Annotated in this window: 17 protein-coding genes and 1 pseudogene; 14 read left to right on the top strand and 4 right to left on the bottom strand. The window is 63.2% G+C overall.

What is annotated here, in order from left to right; genetic code table 11:
• Window positions 1-113 precede the first annotated feature (113 nt).
• Together CH92_RS07210 and rmuC are read left to right on the top strand one after the other, a co-directional pair.
• Window positions 114-467, top strand: a complete 354-nt coding sequence (locus CH92_RS07210) for a tetratricopeptide repeat protein (protein WP_025241106.1) — start codon at window positions 114-116, stop codon at window positions 465-467.
• Window positions 468-546: 79 nt separating this feature from the next.
• Window positions 547-2,019, top strand: coding sequence for a DNA recombination protein RmuC (gene rmuC, locus CH92_RS07215; protein WP_025241107.1), 1,473 nt, complete (start codon window positions 547-549; stop codon window positions 2,017-2,019).
• 26 nt (window positions 2,020-2,045) lie between these two features.
• Here the strand turns inward: rmuC and CH92_RS07220 are convergent, their stop codons facing one another.
• The gene (locus CH92_RS07220; protein ID WP_025241108.1) at window positions 2,046-5,516 is read right to left on the bottom strand and encodes a hybrid sensor histidine kinase/response regulator; all 3,471 of its coding nucleotides are present in this window, start codon (window positions 5,514-5,516) and stop codon (window positions 2,046-2,048) included.
• Between the two features lie 484 nt (window positions 5,517-6,000).
• Between CH92_RS07220 and CH92_RS07225 the strand changes: the two genes are divergently transcribed.
• From CH92_RS07225 to CH92_RS07240, 4 genes are all read left to right on the top strand, one after another.
• Window positions 6,001-6,570: a GNAT family N-acetyltransferase gene (locus CH92_RS07225; protein WP_025241109.1), complete on the top strand. Its 570-nt coding sequence runs from the start codon at window positions 6,001-6,003 to the stop codon at window positions 6,568-6,570.
• A 261-nt stretch (window positions 6,571-6,831) separates the two neighbouring features.
• On the top strand, window positions 6,832-7,560 hold the full coding sequence (locus CH92_RS07230) for an AzlC family ABC transporter permease (RefSeq protein ID WP_025241110.1): 729 nt from the start codon (window positions 6,832-6,834) through the stop codon (window positions 7,558-7,560).
• A complete protein-coding gene (locus tag CH92_RS07235) occupies window positions 7,542-7,868 on the top strand; it encodes an AzlD domain-containing protein (RefSeq protein ID WP_025241111.1) in 327 nt (108 codons plus the stop codon). Before CH92_RS07230 ends, CH92_RS07235 begins: the two co-directional genes overlap by 19 nt.
• 97 nt (window positions 7,869-7,965) lie before the next feature.
• A complete protein-coding gene (locus CH92_RS07240) occupies window positions 7,966-9,843 on the top strand; it encodes an MFS transporter (protein ID WP_025241112.1) in 1,878 nt (625 codons plus the stop codon).
• Between the two features lie 21 nt (window positions 9,844-9,864).
• Here the strand turns inward: CH92_RS07240 and CH92_RS07245 are convergent, their stop codons facing one another.
• Complete coding sequence (locus CH92_RS07245) at window positions 9,865-10,788, bottom strand: MalM family protein (RefSeq protein WP_025241113.1); 924 nt, start codon at window positions 10,786-10,788, stop codon at window positions 9,865-9,867.
• A 154-nt stretch (window positions 10,789-10,942) separates the two neighbouring features.
• Complete coding sequence (locus CH92_RS07250; protein ID WP_423833167.1) at window positions 10,943-12,178, bottom strand: maltoporin; 1,236 nt, start codon at window positions 12,176-12,178, stop codon at window positions 10,943-10,945.
• 448 nt (window positions 12,179-12,626) lie between these two features.
• Between CH92_RS07250 and CH92_RS07255 the strand changes: the two are divergent.
• From CH92_RS07255 to pcaC, 8 genes and pseudogenes are all read left to right on the top strand, one after another.
• Window positions 12,627-14,296: pseudogene (locus tag CH92_RS07255) on the top strand (glucan 1,4-alpha-maltotetraohydrolase domain-containing protein).
• Window positions 14,297-14,494: 198 nt separating this feature from the next.
• Entirely contained in the window at window positions 14,495-15,412 is a 918-nt protein-coding gene (gene pcaQ / locus CH92_RS07260) for a pca operon transcription factor PcaQ (protein WP_025241115.1), read from the top strand.
• A 111-nt stretch (window positions 15,413-15,523) separates the two neighbouring features.
• Entirely contained in the window at window positions 15,524-16,243 is a 720-nt protein-coding gene (gene pcaH, locus CH92_RS07265; RefSeq protein WP_025241116.1) for a protocatechuate 3,4-dioxygenase subunit beta, read from the top strand.
• Between the two features lie 13 nt (window positions 16,244-16,256).
• Window positions 16,257-16,862, top strand: coding sequence for a protocatechuate 3,4-dioxygenase subunit alpha (gene pcaG / locus CH92_RS07270; protein WP_025241117.1), 606 nt, complete (start codon window positions 16,257-16,259; stop codon window positions 16,860-16,862).
• A 10-nt stretch (window positions 16,863-16,872) separates the two neighbouring features.
• Window positions 16,873-17,958, top strand: coding sequence for a cell division protein ZapE (zapE, locus tag CH92_RS07275; RefSeq protein WP_038622901.1), 1,086 nt, complete (start codon window positions 16,873-16,875; stop codon window positions 17,956-17,958).
• Entirely contained in the window at window positions 17,959-18,888 is a 930-nt protein-coding gene (locus tag CH92_RS07280; RefSeq protein ID WP_025241119.1) for an AEC family transporter, read from the top strand.
• Between the two features lie 145 nt (window positions 18,889-19,033).
• Window positions 19,034-20,389, top strand: coding sequence for a 3-carboxy-cis,cis-muconate cycloisomerase (locus CH92_RS07285; RefSeq protein WP_025241120.1), 1,356 nt, complete (start codon window positions 19,034-19,036; stop codon window positions 20,387-20,389).
• Window positions 20,390-20,457: 68 nt separating this feature from the next.
• Window positions 20,458-20,856: a 4-carboxymuconolactone decarboxylase gene (pcaC, locus tag CH92_RS07290; protein WP_025241121.1), complete on the top strand. Its 399-nt coding sequence runs from the start codon at window positions 20,458-20,460 to the stop codon at window positions 20,854-20,856.
• A 197-nt stretch (window positions 20,857-21,053) separates the two neighbouring features.
• Here pcaC and CH92_RS07295 read toward each other — a convergent pair whose 3' ends face one another.
• Complete coding sequence (locus CH92_RS07295; RefSeq protein WP_025241122.1) at window positions 21,054-22,121, bottom strand: hypothetical protein; 1,068 nt, start codon at window positions 22,119-22,121, stop codon at window positions 21,054-21,056.
• Between the last annotated feature and the right edge of the window lie 8 nt (window positions 22,122-22,129).

The raw sequence follows: 22,129 nt of genomic DNA on the forward strand, positions 1-22,129 counted from the left end.
GGAGTAGAGTGCGCGCCCTTGTTCCCCCGAAGCTCTCGGTGACCATGAGAACGCGTCCTCTCGCTTCGACTATAGTCGACAGCACATCAACTTCTCCGCGCCTGCCATTGCGCATGGCGCTGTGGCTGCTGGACAGCCAGCGTCTAGGACAGACCAAGAGTGTCAAACGAATCGCCGGCCGGATGCTCAAGCAGCCGGCACTGGAAGGCGTGGTCGAAGCGCAGAGCCGTCTGGGACGGCTGCTTTGCACGGACTGCGACAGCCAGCGTGATCGGCGTATCGGATTCGAGTTGCTGCGCCAGGCCGCCCGTGCTGGCGACTGCCAGGCGCAACTGGAACTAGGGCAGCTGTACTGCCAGCCCCAATATCGCGAGCTGGGCAAGGCCAGGCACTGGCTTGAACAGGCCGCTGCGAAAGGCTCTGCCGAGGCGTCTCGTATCCTGCAGCGGATCCTTGCCAAGCGCTAGAGCGGCCTGGGTACAGCGTTTGGCCTGACCGACAGGCGTCGGCTGGCTATACTGCCCGGCAATTCAGCCGGAGCCCTCCATGCCGCTCGACCCCAACTATCTGCTCGCCGGGCTTGGTTCCCTCTGTGTGCTGCTGACCGCCGTTGCGGTCTTCCTTTCGCAGCGCCTGTCTCAGCGCCAATCCGAGCTGGCCTTGCTCGATGAGCGGCTCAGCCAGGCAACGTTGGCGCAGGAGGGCTTGAGCGCGCAGCTCGAGACAAGCCGTCTTGCCCATGCCGACCTCAGCGAGTCCCGCTCAGCGCTACAGGCTGAGCTGGCCGCCCTGCGGCGTGAGACCGAGTGGCTCCAGACGCAGCGCCTGGAAAACCGCGACACGCTTAATGATCTCGAGGCCGAGCGCGATGCGCAGCAATCCGAGCTGCGTGCGCTGAGCGCCGCTCACGCTGCGGTCACTGCCGAACTCAATGAACAGCAAAAGACCCACGAACAGCGCCTGGAAGATCTCCAGGGGGCTCGGGACGAACTGCGTGCACAGTTCGCCGAACTGGCCGGCAAGATTTTCGAGGAACGGGAACAGCGCTTCGCCGAGGCCAGCCATGAGCGGCTCGGGCAGCTGCTCGACCCTCTGAAGGAGCGCATCCAGTCGTTCGAAAAGCGTGTCGAGGAAAGCTACCAACACGAGGCGCGCGAGCGTTTCTCGCTGGCCAAGGAGCTGGAGCGGCTGCAACAGCTCAATCAGCGTCTGGGCGATGAGGCGACCAACCTGACGCGCGCCCTGCAGGGGCAGAAGACCCAGGGCAACTGGGGCGAGCTGATCCTCGAGCGGGTGCTGGAACATGCCGGGCTCGAAAAGGGCCGCGAATACCACACCCAAGTCAGCCTAAAGAGCCCGGACGGCGAGCGCTTCCAGCCTGACGTGCTGATTCAGCTGCCTGGCGACAAACAGGTGGTGGTAGACGCCAAGGTCAGCCTCACCGCCTATCAGGCGTTGACCTGCGCGGAGGATGACGCCAGTCGTGCGTTAGCGCTCAAGCAGCATGTTCTGTCGCTGCGCAATCATCTGAAAGGCTTGTCGCTCAAGGACTATCAGCGTCTCGAGGGGCTGCAGAGCCTGGATTTCGTGCTGCTCTTCGTCCCGATCGAAGCCGCCTTCGCTGCGGCGCTACAGGGCGATCCCGACTTGTTCCAGGAGGCCTACAGCAAGCACATCGTCATCGTCAGCCCGACCACCTTGCTCGCCACCTTGCGAGTGATCGACAGCCTGTGGCGGCAGGAGCGGCAAAGCCAGAACGCCCGGGAGATCGCCGAGCGGGCTGGCGCGCTGTACGACAAGTTCGCTGCATTCATCCAGGACCTGGACGAGATCGGCAATCGCCTGCAGCAGCTGGACAAGGCGTATATCGGCGCGCGCAACAAGCTCACTGATGGGCGCGGCAATCTGGTGGGCCGTGCCGAGCAGTTGAAACTCCTGGGTGCCCGCGCCAGCAAGCGCTTGCCAACCGACTGGCTCGAGCGTGCTGGGGCCGAGACGCCGCTCGAAGCCGAGGACTAGCACCCGCACGCTTCACGCTTGCCTGCTCAGTGCAGCGGGACGTGGCGGCTCATCAGCGCACGCAAGGCCGCCGGCTTGACCGGTTTGGCAAGAAAATCCAGCCCCGTCGCGTGGATGGCGGCAATCAGTTCCGGGCGTCCGTCGGCGCTGATCACCACGCCGGGCACTGGCTCACCGAGACGTGTGCGCAGCCAGGCCATCAGCTGCGAACCGGTTTCGCCATGGTCCAGGTGGTAATCGACCAGCACCAGCTGTGGCCGAACATCTTCCTTCAGCAATGCCTCGCATTCGGCTCGGTTGCTGGCGGTCCAGACCTGGCAGCCCCAGCGCGACAGCAGGCTGTGCATGCCGACCAGAATGCTGTCTTCGTTATCGATGCACAGCACCTGAATGCCGGTTAGCGCGGTCTGCTGCGCCTCAGCGTTGCCATTGGCGCTGACCGGCCGGATCGCCTGGCTGGCGATCGGCACCGTCACACTGAACACGCTGCCCCGTCCTGGCCAGGAGCGAACCGACAACGGATGGTTGAGCACCTGGCAGAAGCCGTCTGCGATCGCCAGCCCCAGCCCCAAACCTTTCTCGGCACGGGTTTGATGGCTGTCCAATCGTTTGAACTCCTCGAAGATCACCTGCAGTTTGTCTTCGGCGATGCCGGGGCCGCGATCCCAGACCTCAAGGCGCAGAAAGGCACCTTGACGGCGCGCGCCCAGTACCACGCGGCCTTTGGCGTAGCGGAAGGCGTTGGTCAGGAAATTCTGCAGCACACGGCGCAGCAGGCGGATATCGCTGTCGACGCGCAGCCGGCTGCCATGCACTTTGAAGTCGACGCCCTGTTCAGCGGCCAGCATGGTGAACTCGGTGCTCAGCGTGTCGAACAGCGTTGCCAGCGGGAAGGGGTTGCGATCCGGGGTGATGCGACCGTTCTCCAGTCGTGAGATATCCAGCAGATCGGAGATCAGGTCTTCGGCCGAGCGCAACGAACTGTCCAGGTGACGGACCAGATCCCGCGCCTCGCTCGGCAGGGCGTCATGCTGGTGCGACAAGGCGGCTGAGAACAGCCTGGCGGCGTTCAATGGCTGCATCAGATCATGGCTGACCGCCGCCAGAAAGCGCGTCTTCGACTGGTTGGCAGCCTCGGCGGTGCTCTTGGCTGCGGTCAGCGCCTTGTTCAGCTTCGACAATTCCTGGGTCCGTTCGCTGACGCGCTGCTCCAGACCTTCGTTGGCTTCCTTGAGGGCGCGTTCGGCCTCGCGGAAGGCCGTGATGTCGCTGAAGCTCATGACGAAGCCGCCACCGGGCATCGGGTTGCCGATCAATTCGACCACGCGACCGTTGGGTAGCGTCCGTTCGGAGGTGTGTGCACGGCCCTGGCGCATCCAGTACAGCCGCTTGGCCACATGGGTGTCCGGATCACCGGGACCACAGAGGCCGCGCTCAGCGTTGTAGCGGATGATGTCGGCGATCGGTCGACCGATGTAAACCAGCCCGTCCGGGTACTCGAACAGATCCAGATACCGGTGGTTCCAGGCCACCAGCTGCAGCGACTGATCGACGACGCTGATGCCCTGGGTGATGTTTTCGATTGCGCCCTGCAGCAATGCGCGGTTGAACTGCAGCACTTCGGACGCTTCGCCGACGATGCGCACCACGTCGTCGACCTGCATATCACGTCCTTCCAGGGCGGCCTTGACTACCGCGCGGGTCGATGAAGCGCCTAAAACACCGGCGAGCAGGCGCTCGGTGTGGGCAATCCATTGGCCGTCGGCCTGCTGCTTGGGTGAATAGTCATGCCCTTGACGCCGGGCGAAGCGCTGGAAGCTGAGCCCCGCGCGCTCGGCACCGACGAAGCGCGAGGCCAGCGACAGCAGATCCTCGACTTGTACGGCCAGCAGCCGGCGGGCATTGGGTGTGGCATGGATTTCCTGGCCGATGAAGCGGCTGGCTTGCCAATGCTCGGCGACGCGGGTCTGCGACAGAATCGAGACCCAGAAAAACAGCGTTGCATTGCCTACCAACGATAGCGTGACGCCCAGCGTCAGCGCGCTGGTGTTGAATGGCAGTTCGGTGGTGTACATCCATTGCAGACCGGGAAACATCTCCAACGGCCAGCCAAGCAGCGGCAGAATCAGCGTATAGACCCAGATCAACGCGCCGGCGGCGAGGCCGGCAAACACGCCGCGCCGGTTGGCCTGCTTCCAGTACAACGCGCCGACCATCGCCGGGGCCAGCTGGGTCAGCGCGGCAAAGGCGATCTGGCCGATGGTGGCCAGGCTGGCGCTGGAGCCGAGCAGGCGGTAGCTGACATAGGCCAGCAGCAGGATGGCGACGATACTGATGCGGCGCACCGAGAGCATCCAGTGGCGGAACACCTCGAAGGGTTGCTCGGCCTCCTTGCGGCGCAGCAGCCAGGGCAGCAGCATGTCGTTAGACACCATGGTCGACAGGGCCACGCTGGCAACAATGACCATCCCGGTGGCCGCCGAGGCGCCGCCGATGAAGGCCAGCATCGCCAGCGCCGGGTGCGCTTCGGCCAACGGCAGGCTGATCACGAAGGAGTCGGGCGTGACGCCGCTCGGCAGCAGCATCTGCCCGGCCAGCGCGATCGGGATGACGAACACCGCCGCGAGCAACAAATACAGCGGGAACACCCAGCGCGCCAGCCGGAAGTCGCGCGGCTCGATGTTCTCCACCACGGTCACGTGGAACTGCCGCGGCAGGCAGACGATGGCCATCAGCGCCACGGTGGTTTGCACCAGCATCGATGGCCAGTTCACCGTTTCTTCCCAGTAGCCGGTCAGCTCGGAGGAATCGTAGGCCTGGTTGAACAGGTCGCCGAAGCCGTCATACAGGCCGAACGTGACGAAGACGCCGACCGCGATGAAGGCGAACAGCTTGACCAGCGACTCGAAAGCGATCGCCAGTACCATGCCGCGGTGATGCTCGGTGACATCCAGGTTGCGCGTGCCGAACAGCACGGTGAACAACGCCAATACAATGGAGACGATCAGGGCCGTGTCCCGCGTTCCGGATCCGGCGGCCGCCTCGCCGTGATTGCCAATCAGCAGGTTCACGCCCAGTACGATGCCCTTGAGCTGCAAGGCGATGTAGGGCAGCACGCCGACCAGGCAGATCAAGGTGATGATCACCGCCAGCAACTGCGACTTGCCGTAGCGGGCTGCAATGAAGTCAGCAATGGAGGTGATGTTCTCCTGCTTGCTGATCATGATGGTCTTCTGAATCACCTGTGGCGCCAGCAGCATTAGCAGGATCGGCCCGAGGTAAATCGGCAGGAAGGACCAGAGTTGCTCGGCGGCCTGGCCGACGGACCCAAAGAAGGTCCAGCTGGTGCAATAGACCGCCAGCGACAGGCTGTAGACCCAGGCGCGCACACGTGGCGACATCGGCTCGCTGTTGCGATCACCATAGAAAGCGATGGCAAACAGTACGGCCATATAAGCAAAGGCGACCAGCGCGATCAGCCCACCGGACAACGACATTTGAACTCCATACAACACATAGAAAGCGGACTTCAGCTTTGGCCATGGCTGCGCAATGGCTGAACGTGCCGGCCAGGCAGTGCTCGCGTAAGCCGGTATGGTGGCCCGAGCGTGCCGTTTATGCGACCGGCATACCGTTCAGGCCGCCGCTCAGGCTCGGCGGGCTCCGCTATCCGGAGGCTGCCGCCTATTGGTAGATGACGTTGCAAAGTTTCGCAGTAAAAGGCCTGCGCGTGTTACGGCTGCGACCATGGTCGCATGAGGTGGGTCGCTGCGGGCGGCACGGGTGAAAGCGCCGCGCTAGACGGTTGCCTGGCAGGCTTGGCCGTTCGTGCAGGATGGCAGGTTCGGTGTCGATCGTATGAATGGTCAAGGCCAGGCGCTTCTCGAGGTGAGCAGGGTCACACAGGCGGAGCAGTCGCGGGGCACTTCCCGCCTGCGCAATGATCACAACAGCGACCCAGCCCTATCTGGAGGATATTCGATGTTCACGCCGTGCCCGGTCACTTTGCACAGAGGCGCCTTGCGCCTGGAGCCGCTTGCAGAAGCCGACATTCCGACCCTGGTGGAGCTGGCCGAGCGCAACCGCGACGAGCTGATCTACCTCAGCGGGCCCCTGCGCCCCGACTGGTATCGCTTTGCGCTCAACGAGCAACGCGATGGTCACGCGGTGGTTTTTACCTTGCGCATGGCTGATCGCATCGTCGGGACCACGCGCTTCGCCGATTTCAATCCCGCGCTACCGGCCGCTGAGCTCGGCTGGACCTGGTTGGACCAGGCCGAGCACGGCAGCGGCCTGAACACCTCGATCAAGTATCTGTTGCTCAGGCACGCCTTCGAGGAATGGCAACTGGTGCGCCTGCAGCTGAAGACCGCTGCCTGCAATCTGCGCTCGCAACGCGCTATCGAAAAACTCGGCGCTCAACGTGAAGGGCTGCTGCGTAATCATCGCCGCCTCGCGGATGGGCGGTTGGACGACACCGTCCTCTACAGCATTACCGACCGTGAATGGCCAGCCGTCAAAGACACATTGGAGGCGCGGGCGAACACATGACTATCGGGCTGCGTCGGGTGCGTGATCACGACCCTGTGCACAGCCGTGGTCGACCTGGGACGGACGCCTGAGGCCCCGACGAGTGCAGCGCTCACCCAAGCGGGGTCCCGTCGCTGTCGGGGCCAACATAAGGTAATGTCTGTCGTTTCCACGGGCGGATCGTCCCGCGGTCATGAATCCGTCTTCATATTGTTCTACGCGCCGGCCGCCATGGCGGTGTGTAGCGCTTCATCGTCTGCGGTGCACACCTAAGGAGCCTTGATGTCCCGCTTGCAGGAGTTCTTGCACGGTTGCCGCGATATCCTTCCGCTGATCGTCGGCGCGATTCCATTCGGCATCATCTTCGGCACGCTCTCGATCGGCGCCGGGCTGTCCACCTGGCAGGCTATCGGCATGTCGGCGCTGGTGTTCGCCGGCTCCGCTCAATTCATTGCCGTCACCTTGATCACCGGTGGCGTTGGCGCCGCCGTGATATTGCTGACAACCTTTGTGGTCAACCTGCGCCATGCACTCTACAGCGCGGCGTTGCAGCCGTTCGTGCGGCATCTGTCGAGCCGCTGGCGGGTGCCGCTGGCCTTCTGGCTGACGGATGAAGCTTTCGCTGTCATCCAGCATCGCTATGCCCGCAATGACGCGTCGCCGTACAAACACTGGTTCTTCCTCGGGGCGGCATTGACCATGTACCTGAGCTGGCAGCTAGCGACACTGGCGGGCATCGCCTTCGGCCAGGCGGTACCGAATATCGCCAGCTGGGGCCTGGATTTCGCCATGATCGCGACCTTCGTTGGCATTGCCGTGCCGATGATGCGCACCCGCCCGCAGGTGGCTTCGGCGTTGGTGGCCGCGGTGGTGGCGTTGTTGACCTGGGAGCTGCCGTACAAGCTGGGCCTGATCGCCGCGGCGCTGGCCGGCATCGTCGTCGGCGTCTGGCTCGAACAGCGGGCCGAGCGTCGGCGGGAGGAGGCGAACCCATGCAAACCTGGCTGCTGATTCTGGGCATGCTGGCGATCACCTTCGTGATTCGTTACAGCTTCTTCGCCTGGCCCGATTTGCGTTTTCCCCGGCTGGTGGAGCAGGGGCTGCATTACGTGCCGGTTGCCGTGCTGACCGCCATCGTGGTGCCGGGCATGCTGATGCCGGCCGGCGAATGGGCGCTGAACTGGGATAACGCTTATCTGCTTGCGGGCATACTCGCGATCGTCGTTGCGGCGGTTACGCGCAATCTGCTGGCGACCATCGCCGGCGGCTTGCTGTGCTTCTTCCTATTGCGCTGGGGGCTTGGTCAGTTGCCGTTGTGATCAGGCGCCCAGGCTGCCGTGCTGGCAACGGCCTGATATTCCCTGGCGCCGTTCGCCATGCTCCAATCGTTGACGTCTTTTCCACGGAACCGGATCGATGACCGCTCCACATTCGCAGTTCACCCTTTTCGGCAAGCGGCGCTTCCTGCCGTTCTTCCTGACCCAGCTGTCGGGCGCCTTCAACGACAACCTGTTCAAGCAGGCATTGATCCTGGCGATCCTTTACAAGATCGGCTCGAATGCCGATGCCAGCCTGCTGATCAACCTGTGCGCGCTGTTGTTCATCCTGCCGTTCTTTCTGTTCTCCGCATTTGGCGGGCAGTTGGGCGAGAAATATCCCAAAGAGCGGCTGATCCGTGCCATCAAGGCCGGCGAAATTTTCATCATGCTTGCCGGTGGGGCGGGTATGTTGCTGGGCAACCTGCCACTGCTGCTGGCCGTGCTGTTCTGCATGGGCACCCAGTCGGCGCTGTTCGGTCCGGTCAAATATTCGGTACTGCCCAAGCTGCTCGAAGATCACGAGCTGGTCGGCGGCAACGCGCTGGTGGAAATGGGGACCTTTCTGGCGATTCTCGCTGGGACCATCACCGCCGGAGTGATGATGGCCAGTGAGGGCTATGCCCAGCTGATCGCGGTCAGCGTGGTGCTGGTGGCCGTCGCCGGCTATCTCGCCAGCCGTGGAGTGCCCGCAACGGGCGCCTCGTTACCCTCCCTGCAGATGGACTGGAACCTGTTGTGCCAGACCGGCGCCATCTTGCGCATGGGGTTGGGGCAGCGTCTCTCGGTGTCTCGCTCGCTGATCGGTAACTCGTGGTTCTGGTTTCTCGGTGCGACCTACCTGACCCAGATTCCGGCCTATTCGAAAGATTTGCTGCATGGCGATGAAACCGTCGTCACGCTGATTCTGACCGTCTTTTCGGTGGGTATCGCGCTCGGCTCGCTGCTCTGCGAGCGCCTCTCCGGGCACAAGGTGGAAATCGGGCTGGTGCCGTTCGGCTCCTTCGGCCTGACGCTGTTCGGCCTATTGCTGTGGTGGAATTCCGGTGGCTTCCCGCAGGGCGCGATGCCGCATGACTGGCTGGAATTGCTGGGGTTCGGGCAGGCCTGGTGGATCCTCGGATCGGTGCTGGGGATCGGTGTGTTCGGTGGGTTCTACATCGTGCCGCTGTATGCCTTGATTCAGTCACGCACTGCCGAGCAGGAGCGGGCGCGGGTGGTTGCGGCGAACAATATTCTCAATGCGTTGTTCATGGTCACGTCGGCCTTGGTGGCTATCCTGCTGCTGACTGTCGCCGGGCTGTCGATTCCGCAGCTGTTCCTCGTCGTATCGCTGATGAACGTGGCCGTCGGCGCCTATATCTTCAGCATCGTGCCGGAATTCAGCATGCGCTTTCTGGTTTGGCTGCTCGGCCACTCCATGTATCGCGTGCGTCAGCAGGGGCTCGACGCGATACCTGAGGAAGGCCCGGCGGTGCTGGTCTGCAACCATGTGTCCTTCGTCGATGCGCTGCTGATCGCCGGAGCAGTACGCCGGCCGGTGCGCTTCGTCATGTACTACCAGATCTTCCGAATCCCGGTGCTGAATTTCATCTTCCGTACCGCGGGTGCGGTGCCTATCGCCGCTCGGCACGAGGATGAAACCATTTACACCGAGGCCTTCGAGCGCATCAGCCACTACCTGCGCAATGGCGAACTGGTTTGCATCTTTCCGGAAGGCAAGCTCACCACCGATGGCGAGATCAACGAATTCAAGGCCGGGGTGGAGCGCATTCTTGAGGCGAATCCGGTGCCGGTGGTGCCCATGGCGCTGCGCGGGCTGTGGGGGAGTTTCTTCAGTCGCGATCCGAACAAGGGGTTCTTCCGGCGAGTCTGGTCGCGAGTCGACCTGTTCGCCAGCGCGCCTGTCGCAGCGAGCGAGGCCACTCGCCAGCAGCTACAGGCGCAGGTCAGTCTGCTGCGTGGCGACCGACGCTGAATGCTGGTCGCCACGCTGTTTTTACTTGATCTCGATGCGTTCGAGTAGATAGGCCTTGGCCTGCGAATCGCCGATCCGCGCGGCTTCGTCGGCCAGTCGCAGCGCACGCTCGAGGTCCTTGCTGGCCAGCGCCGCATCGATTCCCTGGCGATAGTAGGCCTGGGTTTCCGGCAGCACCGCGGGCGCGGGTACGGAAGGCAGATCGTTGCCCATTTCGCGACCGGTGCTATACGCCGGTACATAGGTGTTGGCCTGCTGTCCCGCGGCTTTGTCCTCGATCAGCACCATCTTGATCACACCAGTGGGTGAATGCTGCGCAACCGGGTCGGGTAGACTCGGCGGCTCGTTGCCCAGCGCCTTGGCATAGGCCTTGGCGGGGTGTTCCAGGGTGGTCTGGCCCGAGAGTTGGTCTGCGCTGGTGAAAAGCACCAGGTAATACTCATTGCCGGGGTTATCCAGGTAGGTGCGATCGACGCGTAGGCGCGCATCCAGGCTGTCGCCCTTCAGGCCGGCGGCGGGAGCATAGATGAAGTCGTCGGCATCGAGGATGCGCGTGGGGCGCAAGCGGCTGTCAAGCAGCATGGCGCGCGGGGCCAGCACGGTCTTGCCGGCCTGGCTGTAGAGGCGAATCTCGAAGGACTTGCTGTCCTTGGGTAGGGCGAAGGCCCGGAAGAAGCTCTTGCCGCTGTCGAAGCGGTAGGCCGGGGCCGCGGCATCCAGCATTACGTCACCGCTGAAGGTCACGGGAATCGGCTGGAACGGAAAGTCCGCGATCGCGTCGCAGCAGATCGACGCATCTGCCAATGCCTGACGCGCGCTGCTTACTGACTGCTCCAGTGGCGCAGGCGTATGCGCCAAGGCATCGACCCGGCGCAGGGGATCACTGCCACAGCCGGCAACCAGCAGCACGGCGAGGCCAAGCAGGGAAAATCTCAGATTGCTCATAAGGGCAACTCCAGTCGCCAATCGAAAAAAGACCCCGACCAGCCACGGTCGGGGTTAAAAACACCGCCGGAACGGTGGGAGCGGAAGTCGAGCAATGCACTGGTCGGCGGGCGCAGCGGGAGGAGTACCGCTGCGGCGCGCCGGGCTCAGGCGCTTACCACCATGCTTCAGCCTGGACGCCGAAGGTAATGCCATCGTCTTCGCCCGCGTCTATGGATTCGCTTGCAGCCTGGTAGCGGCCGCCATCCCACTGGGCGTAGGTGGCGAATACGCGAATCTGCGGACGGGCCCAGAAGCTGCGGCCGGCCGACCACTGCTGGGCGAGGGTGAGTTTCTTCAGATCACGGCTGCGCTCGCCGTCGGCCTGCGGGTCGATGCGGTCGTAACCGAACTCCAGCGCGGTGCTCATGGTGTCGGTCCACTTGTAGACCGGGCGCACGCCGAAGGAGAGCCATTTCTGGCCGGAGTCGTTGTCGAAGTCGCGGTCTTCGTAAATCTGCACGTACATCATCTCGATGTTGTCGGTGATGCCGACCACGCCCTGGTTGACCAGACGGAGCATGTCCCCATCGCTGTTGCCAGTGCTGTTGCGCCCGCTGCTGCCGATGATCCCGTCGGTGCCGTATTGCAGCGCCAGCTTGTTGTAGCCACCGAACCAGTTGGCCTGGGTGTGTTCGAGGGTGACCAGGTGGCCTTTCTGATCGGTGTACCCCGGGTCGCTTTCCTGCTCGTCGGTGAGGTTGGCCTTGCCGTAGTCGTAGCCGATTTCGAGCTTGCCGTTGGGGTTGACGTCGATCTCGGCCAGGCGGAAGTCGAGGGTATCGTTGGCGATGTTGGTTCCGGTACCCGAACCCTGGTAGGTCCAATCACCGTCGGTGTTGCGGATCCAGGCGATGCTGGCTTTACCGAAGCCCAGATCGATGTCCTCGATGCCCGCGCCCGGACCGGATACGTCCCAGTAGTAGTAATCGTTGATGTGTACGTCGTGGCGCTTGTAGTAGCGCTTGCCGGCCCAGATGTCGGCGCCCGGCAGGCTCTCGATCAGGTTGTGGCCGACCACGTTGAATTGGCGGATCGCGACGTCCCCGCCTTCATCGAAGGGGTTGTTGGCATCGCCATTGGTGTCGGTGCGGGTCGCTTCCCAGTCGTTAGCCTGGCGCGAGTTGTAGGCGATCATGCTGTCGACGTAGAAGCTCTGTTCGCCTTCTTTCCAGACCTCCTGACCCAGGCCGATTTCGGCATAGGTTTCGCACTCATTACCGAGGCGATATTTGGCCGGTGCGCCCGCAGCCTGAAAGCAGGCCTGGTCGCCGCCGCCAGCAGTGGCGCCGACGCCGGAGCGCATGTAGCCGTGGAAATCCACCGCATGTGAAGGCATGGCCGCCATCATGGCCGCGCAAAGCAGGGTGGGTTGCAGAAGACGTACGGATTGTTGCCGGTTCATCGCGAAAGTCCTTTGTTCTTTTTGTTGGTCTGGTACCGCCGGCGAGGGACTGCCAGCCGCAGCGCCAACATCGCCCCGGTCGATTGCCGGATCGGGCTGGCGGTGAACGAAAGCCTGCGGATCGGCGACGATCGCAACATCCTCCCGACCGTTTTTTTTCGAGGCGGAGCGGCAGGGCGTAGCGGGGGAGGAGGGAGATGGGCATGCATCGCCGGGCGCACTACGCCTGGCCACTAAGCCCGGGAAAAATCCAGGAGGGAGGTATGGCGGGGGCGTCTGGCGCGGCAGTCTGGCCCGGTAGGTGGTGTTCGCAACACCATCTGCGCCCTGTCATCCGGGGAGCTGGTTCCCGTAGTCGGGTGCTCACAACAATTACAAAAGTGGAGCCACTTCGATGAAACACGCTCTGTCTTCCGCCCGCCTTACCCTGGCGGTTTCTTCCCTGCTATTGACCCTGAGCAGCGCTCAGGCGGCCGATCTCGCGAGCAAAAGCCCGGCTGGAGTCCGTTATCACGGAGGCGATGAGATCATCCTCCAGGGTTTTCACTGGAATGTGGTTCGTGAATCGCCCAACGACTGCGCAGCATGGCACCGACGATCGCCTCCGACGGCTTCAGCGCGATCTGGATGCCGGTGCCCTGGCGCGACTTTTCCAGCTGGAGCGACGGCGCCAATTCCGGTGGTGGCGAAGGTTACTTCTGGCAAGATTTCAATAAGAACGGTCGCTACGGCACTGACTCCCAGCTCAAGCAGGCGGCCGCCGCGCTTAACGCCGCTGAGGTGAAAGTGTTGTATGACGTGGTGCCCAACCACATGAACCGGGGCTACCCAGACAAGGAAATCAACCTGCCGGCCGGCCAGGGCTTCTGGCGCAACGATTGCGCCGACCCGGGCAACTACCCCAACGATTGCGACGATGGCGATCGTTTCATCGGCGGCGATGCCGATCTAAATACCGCCAATCCGCAGGTCTATGGGATGTTCCGGGACGAATTCGCCAACCTGCGCAGCCAATATGGAGCCGGTGGCTTCCGCTTCGATTTCGTCCGCGGTTACGCCGGTGAACGGGTTGATAGCTGGATGGGTGCCGCCCACGACAACGCCTTCTGCGTCGGTGAACTGTGGAAAGCGCCGGCCGAGTATCCGAGTTGGGATTGGCGCAACACGGCCAGCTGGCAGCAGGTGATCAAGGACTGGTCTGATCGGGCCAAGTGCCCCGTGTTCGATTTCGCCCTCAAGGAACGCATGCAGAACGGCTCGATCGCCGATTGGAAGAACGGTCTGAATGGCAACCCGGACCCGCGCTGGCGCGAGGTGGCGGTGACCTTCGTTGACAACCACGACACCGGTTATTCGCCCGGGCAGAACGGTGGGCAGCACCATTGGGCGCTGCGCGATGATCTGGTGCGCCAGGCCTACGCCTACATCCTTTCCAGCCCCGGCACGCCAGTGGTGTATTGGTCACATATGTATGACTGGGGCTACGGCGATCTGATTCGTCAGTTGATTAAGATCCGCCGCGCCGCAGGTGTGCGGGCTGATTCGGCGATCGAGTTCCACAATGGTTATTCCGGCCTGGTAGCAACCGTCCACGGCACCGCGCAAACGCTGGTGATCGCGTTGGGCTCGGACCTGATCGACCCTGCCCAGGTCAGTAGCGGTAGCTTCAACCAGGCGCTGAACCAGGACAGTGGCCAACTGCGTATCTGGACCACCGGCAGTACCGGCGGCGGAGATGGCGACAACGGAGGCGGCGAAGGCGGCAGCCTGGTCAGCATCAACTTTCGCTGCGACAACGGCATCACCCAACCTGGCGACAGCGTGTATGCCGTCGGCAACCTGACTCAGCTCGGTGGTTGGGCTCCGGCCAACGCGGTGCGATTGACTGATGTCAGCAGCTATCCGACCTGGAAGGGAAGCATCGATTTGCCGGCCCAGCAGGCACTGGAATGGAAATGCATTGTGCGCAGCGAAACCAATCCGACGGAGGTGAAGCGCTGGCAGCCAGGCGGAAACAACACGGCCACGACCGCGGCGGGGGTAATCACCAGCGGCCGCTTCTGATCGGCAGGCCGTTGAGATAACCACCTGCGTTGCCGATGTTGCGTTGAAAACAAGCTCGGCTGCCTTGTCTAGATTTCCAACGGCCTGTTAGCGCACACGTCAGGTTGTGGCTGACCGCCGGTTTTGTTCTGACACCCGGCCGGGCTTTGTGGACAATGGCCTTTGGTAGTTTCCGTCGCGAACCAAAGGCCGATCACAGTGAATCTCGATAGCCGCATCAAGTTTCGTCATCTGTTGTGCTTCATCGAGGTATCCCGGCAAGGCAGTCTGGCGCGTGCGGCCGACGTCATGTCGGTCAGCCAGCCGGCAATCTCCAAGACGCTCAAGGAACTGGAAGAGCTGCTCGAGGCGAGCCTGTTCGACCGCAGCAAGCAGGGCGTGACCCTGACAGCGGCCGGGCAGGCTTTTTTGCGTTACGCCGGTCCGAGCGTGCAGGCGTTGCGCGAGGGCGTGCGCAGCCTGCGCGCCGGCGAGCACGAGGCCGGCGCGGTGCGTCTGGGTGCACTGTCTACCGTGGAAAGCTCGCTGCTGCCGGAGGTGGTACGGCGGCTCCACGATCAGCACGCGGCGCTGGTGGTGAGCGTGATAACCGGCCCCAGCGCCTACCTGCTGGGCCAGCTGCGCGGCGGCGAGCTGGATCTGGTGGTCGGGCGTATGACCGATGCGCCGCAGATCGAGGGCCTCAGTTTCGAACATCTATATAGCGAATCCATGACCCTGGTGGTTCGCCCGGGACACGAATTGCTCGACGGTGATCGCGGTCGTCTGGGCGAGTTTCCGGTGGTCCTGCCGCAAAGCGGCACCACCATTCGGCGGCATGCCGACAGCCTGTTCATCCAGCTCGGCATCAGCCCGCCGCCGCGGCGGCTCGAAACCCTGTCGGTTGCACTCAGCAGGCAGTACGTGCGCCTCAGCGATGCGGTTTGGGTAGCGCCGCTCGACGCGGTGCGCGAGGACCTGTCGACGGGGCAGCTTCAGGAGCTGGAGCTCGGTTTGAAAGAGCCGGGCGGCTCCGTTGGCATCTGCACCAATCCGACCCTTCCGGCCAGCTTGGCGATGCAATGGTGCTGTGAGGCGCTGAGAGAAGCCGCAGCGGGTTTTCGTGATCATCCATAACCGTATGGTTATGGATATAAGACAGCTTTTCAGTGTTCGCCTGCGGCAGCCTGCCGCACACTGGAGCTCGCCTGCTAGAACGCCTTCCAATTCCAAGAAAAGGAGATTGCCATGTCCGATCTGGACACCAGCCTGTTCGTCGCGCGAGACCGCAACTGGCATCCCAAGGCGCTGACGCCCGACTACAAGACGTCGGTGGCCCGCTCCCCGCAACAGGCGCTGATCACCCTGGCGCCTTCGATTTCCGAGACCACCGGACCGGATTTCTCGCACCTTAAATTCGGCAAGCATGACAACGACCTGCTGCTCAACTTCGATAACGGCGGGCTGCCTATCGGCGAGCGCATCATCGTCTCGGGCCGGGTGATGGATCAGTACGGTAAGCCGATTCCGCATACGCTGGTGGAAATGTGGCAGGCCAACGCAGGCGGGCGCTATCGGCACAAGAACGATCGCTACGTCGCGCCCCTCGATCCGAACTTCGGCGGCGTCGGTCGTACGCTGAGCGACAGCGAAGGCAACTATGTTTTCCGCACCATCAAGCCTGGCCCGTATCCGTGGCGTAATGGCCCGAACGAATGGCGCCCGGCGCATATCCACGTATCCATCAGCGGTCCGTCGATTTCCACCCGCCTGATCACGCAGCTGTATTTCGAAGGCGACCCGCTGATCCCGCTGTGTCCGATCGTCAAGACCCTCGGTGATCCGGAGGCGGTGCAGAGCCTTATCGCCAAGCTCGACATGGGCATGGCCAATCCCATGGATTGCCTGGCCTATCGCTTCGATATCGTGCTGCGTGGCCAGCGTAAAACCCATTTCGAAACCCGCTGAGAAGGAGAAGAACATGCCAGTATCACTGCTATCGGAAACCCCTTCCCAGACGGCTGGACCCTACGTTCATATCGGCCTGGCGTCAGCCGCTGCTGGCAACCCCGTTCGCGAGCTGGAAATCTGGAACGAGATGGCCAAGCCGAGTGCCCCCGGTGAGCACATTCTGCTGATCGGGCAGGTGTTTGACGGCATGGGTCAGCTGGTGCGTGACTCTTTTCTGGAGTTCTGGCAGGCCGACCACGCCGGCGTGTACCACAGTCGCTTCGACCCGGAGCAGCCGTTCAACAGCTTTGGCCGTACGGCCACGATGTTCGAAAGCGGCGAATGGACGATGCAAACGGTGAAGCCCGGCTCGGTGATGGATCGCGCCGGCGTGATGATGGCGCCGCATGTGAACCTGTCCCTGTTCGCCCGTGGTATCAACATCCATTTGCACACGCGCCTTTACTTCGACGACGAAGTCAGCGCCAATACGCAGGATCCGGTGCTCAACTCCATTGAATGGGTTCAGCGGCGCGAAACGCTGGTCGCCCGGCGCTGCGAAGTCGATGGGAAGCTGGCCTATCGCTTCGACATTCGTCTGCAGGGTGAGGGAGAAACCGTTTTCTTTGACTTCTGATTCGCGGCCAATGATCGACAAACCGCCTGCGCAGACTGTTGCTGCGCAGATTCACCAAGGCTTTCGGGCGTCGCTCGCGGCGCGCGGTTACAGCCCCGACTCGTCCCAACAATTAGCCATCGAACGCCTCGCTCGCTGGTTGGATGCCTGGCTGCGCGGTCGGCGTGGCTGGCTGCGCGCACCGAAGGCCGGCGTTTATCTATGGGGCGGAGTCGGTCGCGGCAAGAGTTTCGTCATGGATGCGTTCTTTGCCGCGGCACCGCTGGAGGCCAAGCGGCGGGTGCATTTCCATGCCTTTCTTCATGAAGTGCAGCTGCGCCTGAAGCAGATCAGCGGCCAGCCCGATCCGCTGGCGGTAATTGCCCGTGAGATTGCCGAACGCACGCGTTTGCTCTGTTTCGACGAGTTCCACGTGCATGACATCGGCGATGCGATGTTGCTGGGGCGCTTGCTGGACCACTTGGTGGGGCAGGGCGTGGGGCTGGTCGCGACCTCCAATTACCCGCCTTGCGACCTGTGTCCGAACCCGCTCTATCGGGATCGCTTCAAACCTGCCATCGAACTCATCGAGCAGCGTTTCGATGTCTACAACCTCGAGGGCGGCGAAGATTATCGATTGCGGGTCGAGAGCGGGTACGTCTGGGGCGAATATGCGCCGATGCCGCGTGGCGATCTGGCCGAATGGATCGCCACGCACTTGCCGTTGTCTGCGGAGGCCGAGCGCGAGGTGACCGTCGAGGTCAATCATCGCCCGCTGCGCCTGCGCGCTCGCGAGAACGGGCAGGCCTGGCTGGATTTCGACGAGCTTTGCCGGCTGCCGCGCTCCAGTGCGGACTTTCTGTGGTTGACCCGTCAGTTCGAGCGGCTGGCCTTGACCGGCGTGACGGCCCTCGACCGCGAAGGCATCGACGTCCAGCAGCGTTTTCTCAATCTGATCGACATCCTGTATGACAGTGGCGTACGGCTGCTGCTGGTCGCCGAAGCGAGCCCCGAGCACTTGCTCAGTGTCGGTGGGCATGTGGACTTCGCGCGTACCCGCAGTCGTTTGCGGCAGCTCTGCCCCTTGGGGGCTCTCTTCGACAGGATGAGTGACTGAATGCTCTCGATCCTTGGTATCACCGCGCCGATCTTTATCCTTATCGCGATCGGGTTTTTTTCCTGCCGCGCGGGGCTGGTCAGTCGTGACCAGGCTGCAGGCATGGGACGCTTCGTCATCACTTTCGCGCTGCCAGCGCTGGTGATCAAAGCGCTGTTGGACCGGCCACTGACCGAGGTGGTCGATTGGAATTACCTGGTTGGCTATGGCCTTGGCTCGCTGCTGGTGTTTGGTCTGGGCTACGCGTTTGCGCGGTGGGTGCGCAAGGACAGCCTCAGCGCAAGTGCGCTGGTCGGCTTGGGCATGTCGGTATCCAATAGCGGCTTCGTCGGTTACCCCATCGTGGCCATGGCAATTGGTTCGCCGGCCGCCGTGGCGCTGGCGTTGGGGATGATGGTCGAGAATCTGCTGATGATTCCCCTGGCGCTCACGCTGGCCGAACTGGGACGGCAGAGCGCGAACGGTTTTTGGCCTGCGCTGCGTGGCACGCTGGCAAGCCTGGTCCGCCATCCGATTCTGATAGCCATCACGCTCGCGTTGCTGCTGGCGCTGTTCGAGTTGCGCCCGCCCGCGGTGCTGATGCGGGTGATCGACATGCTGGCGCTGGCCTCCGCGCCCGTGGCGCTGTTCGTGATCGGAGCCAGTCTCTACGGTATGAAAGTCAGTGGCCTGGGAATGGACGTGGGGCAGATGGCGATTGGCAAGCTGATCGTCCATCCGCTGATGATTCTGCTGTGTTTCGCCGTGATCCCGGTGTCCGATCCGGTGCTGGCCTCGGCGGGTGTGCTGATGGCCGCAGCGCCAATGATGAGCATCTATCCGATCCTCGGGGCGCGTTACGGATTGGAAGGGCGTTGTGCCGCGGCACTGGTGGCGGCAACCATCGTTTCGTTCCTGAGCATCAGTTTTTTCCTGTGGGCGATGACCTGACGGATGCAGCGAAAACCGTTCGATAACCGCGCCATGGCTCGCTTTATCGATTCACGCGCTTAGGGGCGGGCGTTAACTTGATCGACCAGCAGCGGCGTGCGAAACGTCGATGTTGGAAACCATTTCTAGAGCAGGAGCACAGGTTTTGAATCGGCCCAGCAATCAACTCTTCGATGCCTATTTCACCGGTGCCGAAATGCGTGCGGTGTTTTCCGACGATGGTCGGCTGCAGGGCATGCTCGATTTCGAGGCCGCACTGGCCCGCGCCGAGGCGCGTTGCGGGGTGATCCCGCCAACGGCGGTCGGCCCCATCGAGGCGGCTTGCAAGGCCGAACTCTATGATCCGGCTGCCCTGGCTCAGGCGATCGCCATCGCCGGCAATTCGGCCATCCCTCTGGTCAAGGCACTGGGCAAGCGCATCGCGCAAGACGACGCCGAGGCGGAGAAGTATGTGCACTTCGGCGCCACCAGCCAGGATGCGATGGACACCGGCCTGGTCTTGCAGCTGCGTCAGGCCATCAGCCTGCTGGAGCAGGATCTGGCGAGCCTGGGCGCGACGCTGGCGCAGCAGGCCGAACGTCACGCCGATACGCCCATGGCCGGTCGCACCTGGCTGCAGCACGCGACACCGGTGACCCTGGGAATGAAGATTGCCGGCTGGCTGGGCGCGGTGACGCGCCATCGCGAGCGACTGCAGGCAATCAAGCCGCGGTTGCTCAGCCTGCAGTTCGGCGGCGCCTCCGGTTCGCTGGCGGCGCTGGGTGAGCAGGGCTGGCCGGTGTCTCAGGCGCTGGCAGACGAGCTGCAGCTGACGCTGCCCGAACAGCCCTGGCATACCCAGCGCGATCGGTTGGTGGAGTTCGCCGCACTGCTGGGCATGATCGCCGGCAGTCTCGGCAAGCTCGGGCGGGACCTGTCGCTGCTGATGCAGACCGATGTCGGCGAGGTGTTCGAGCCGTCCGCGCCGGGCAAGGGCGGCTCATCGACCATGCCGCACAAACGCAACCCGGTCGGCAGTGCGGTCATGATCAGCGCAGCCACCCGCGCGCCCGGACTGGTCGCCACCTTGCTCAGCGCCATGCCGCAGGAGCATGAGCGCAGCCTGGGTCTCTGGCACGCCGAGTGGGAAACCCTGCCGGAGCTGTGCTGCCTGGTGTCCGGGTCGCTGCAGCAGGCGTTGACCGCGCTGGCCGAGCTGGAAGTCGACAGCGAGCGTATGCGCGGCAATCTCGAACAGACCCGCGGACTGCTGCTCGCCGAAGCCGTGAGCATCGCCCTGGCGCAGCGTATTGGCCGCGACGCCGCACATCATCTGGTCGAACAGTGCTGCAAGCGCGCCGTGGCCGAAGGTCGTCACTTGCGCGGGGTACTGGGCGAGACCGCAGCGGTGCGCAACGAGCTGAACGACGCCGAGCTCGATCGTCTGCTCGATCCGGCCTGCTACCTGGGACAGGCGCGGCGTTGGGTCGAGCGCGCCGTGGCCGAGCACCAGGCGATCTGATTTTTTGCTTCTATCCGCGGCTGCGTGCATGCAGCGCTGATCAACCACCCACACGGGAATGAAATACGATGGATGAGAAAGAACGCTACGAAGCCGGCATGCAAGTGCGCCGCGCGGTGCTGGGCGATGCTCACGTGGACCGCAGCCTGAAAAACGTCACGCCGTTCAACGAAGAGTTCCAGGAGATGATCACCCGTCATGCCTGGGGCGATATCTGGACGCGTCCCGGTTTGCCGCGGCATACCCGCAGCCTGGTGACCATCGCCATGCTGATCGGGATGAATCGCGAAGGGGAGCTGAAGCTGCACCTGCGGGCGGCGAAGAACAACGGCGTGACCCGCGACGAGATCAAGGAGGTTCTGCTGCAAAGCGCCATCTACTGCGGCATTCCTGCCGCCAACGCGACCTTCCATCTCGCCGAGGAAGTCTACGACGAGTTGGGCGTGGAGTCGTTGCAGGAGCGATAGCCGATCCGACCCAAGCCACGGCGTGCCGAGAGGCGACCGTGGTTGCGCCGTTCCTGTTTTAAATCGGTGACACCCGCGAGATGCCGCACTGCGGCCCGAGGTTGATGCCGCCGGAGCACGTGTGCCATATCAAAGACGCGCCGGGCGTCGTTTTATGCCGATCTGAAGCTGGCATTAATCGAACGATTCGAGTCATGTCACGCCACCTGCCATTGCGTCGCCAGGCGCCGAGCTTCGTGCAGCTCAGCCAGCAGGGGCGCGGCGGGCCCCGCAGCTGTCAGGCGCTGCAGATCCCGGTGACGCTCGCGGACGGCCTGTTTCAGCCAGTCGATGCGCGCCAGGGTGGAGGGCGAGCAGGTCTGGCCGCCGAGGTCGTCGTGCAGGTCGAGCCAGTGCGAGCGCCAGGCTTCCTGCAGGTACAGTGCTTCTGTATTGCCTGTCAGCGCTTGTCGCCAACCGGTGATGATGCCGTTCAGCCAGTCGAGCACTGTCGAGCTGGCGCCGCGTGCATCAAGCTCCGCCCGCAGGCGTTGGTATGCCTCTAGTGCGATGCACTTTTCCAGCGAGAACGCGTCGAGCGCGAGCTGTTCGCCTTGTTCCTCCAGCCCCAGCAGGTGGGCGAAGTACTGACGCGTCTCGAATCGCTCGGCGGCGTGGAACTGCGGCATCGCGGTGCCGTTGCTGTTGAACTGGCGCAGCGGGTCGAAGCGGTACATGTAGCCGAAGTCGAACAGCCGCACCTGGCCATCGTCCAGGGTATTGCCGGGGCACAGGTCCCACTCGAACAGCCCGCCAAGCAGCAGCGCCACCAGCGTGTCGAAGAGCTGCGTGAGCTGGCGCTCGTTCCACGCCTGGACGGGCAGCCCATCAATCCATGGCGACAGCAGCACACCCTGGCGAAAGCTGCCGTAGCGGGTATCGACAATGGCACTCAACCGCTCGCCGAGCAGCGGGTCGCGCTTGAGCTGACGCAGGTCGGCGCGCCGCTGGATCTCGTTGAGAAAGCTGGTCTGCCCGTCGATGTTCTGCACCTTGCACTGGCTGCGGGCGCGTTTGAGCGTCCAGTCCTGTCCGTCGGCATGGATGCGATAGACGTGAGCGGTCAGGCCCGCGCTGAAGCGCTCGCGTACATAGGGCTCGTCGCCCTGGGTGGCGACCAGTTGCTCAAGGGGCAGCGGACAGTCTGCAGGCGTGCCGATTTCCAGCTCGGCCCCGTTGGCGACGAAATCGAGCTGGGCGGCGTGACGTTGTTGCTCAGGTGTCATGACGATTC

Source organism: Stutzerimonas stutzeri (genome assembly GCF_000590475.1).
Taxonomy (GTDB): Bacteria; Pseudomonadota; Gammaproteobacteria; order Pseudomonadales; family Pseudomonadaceae; genus Stutzerimonas; species Stutzerimonas stutzeri_D.

What these genes read in the sequence shown, in the direction of transcription:
- CH92_RS07210 (WP_025241106.1), top strand. Translation starts at nt 114, where the DNA reads ATGGCGCTGTGGCTGCTGGACAGCCAGCGTCTAGGACAGACCAAGAGT.
- rmuC (WP_025241107.1), top strand. Translation starts at nt 547, where the DNA reads ATGCCGCTCGACCCCAACTATCTGCTCGCCGGGCTTGGTTCCCTCTGT.
- CH92_RS07220 (WP_025241108.1), bottom strand. Translation starts at nt 5,516, where the DNA reads ATGTCGTTGTCCGGTGGGCTGATCGCGCTGGTCGCCTTTGCTTATATG.
- CH92_RS07225 (WP_025241109.1), top strand. Translation starts at nt 6,001, where the DNA reads ATGTTCACGCCGTGCCCGGTCACTTTGCACAGAGGCGCCTTGCGCCTG.
- CH92_RS07230 (WP_025241110.1), top strand. Translation starts at nt 6,832, where the DNA reads ATGTCCCGCTTGCAGGAGTTCTTGCACGGTTGCCGCGATATCCTTCCG.
- CH92_RS07235 (WP_025241111.1), top strand. Translation starts at nt 7,542, where the DNA reads ATGCAAACCTGGCTGCTGATTCTGGGCATGCTGGCGATCACCTTCGTG.
- CH92_RS07240 (WP_025241112.1), top strand. Translation starts at nt 7,966, where the DNA reads ATGACCGCTCCACATTCGCAGTTCACCCTTTTCGGCAAGCGGCGCTTC.
- CH92_RS07245 (WP_025241113.1), bottom strand. Translation starts at nt 10,788, where the DNA reads ATGAGCAATCTGAGATTTTCCCTGCTTGGCCTCGCCGTGCTGCTGGTT.
- CH92_RS07250 (WP_423833167.1), bottom strand. Translation starts at nt 12,178, where the DNA reads ATGATGGCGGCCATGCCTTCACATGCGGTGGATTTCCACGGCTACATG.
- pcaH (WP_025241116.1), top strand. Translation starts at nt 15,524, where the DNA reads ATGTCCGATCTGGACACCAGCCTGTTCGTCGCGCGAGACCGCAACTGG.
- pcaG (WP_025241117.1), top strand. Translation starts at nt 16,257, where the DNA reads ATGCCAGTATCACTGCTATCGGAAACCCCTTCCCAGACGGCTGGACCC.
- zapE (WP_038622901.1), top strand. Translation starts at nt 16,873, where the DNA reads ATGATCGACAAACCGCCTGCGCAGACTGTTGCTGCGCAGATTCACCAA.
- CH92_RS07280 (WP_025241119.1), top strand. Translation starts at nt 17,959, where the DNA reads ATGCTCTCGATCCTTGGTATCACCGCGCCGATCTTTATCCTTATCGCG.
- pcaC (WP_025241121.1), top strand. Translation starts at nt 20,458, where the DNA reads ATGGATGAGAAAGAACGCTACGAAGCCGGCATGCAAGTGCGCCGCGCG.
- CH92_RS07295 (WP_025241122.1), bottom strand. Translation starts at nt 22,121, where the DNA reads ATGACACCTGAGCAACAACGTCACGCCGCCCAGCTCGATTTCGTCGCC.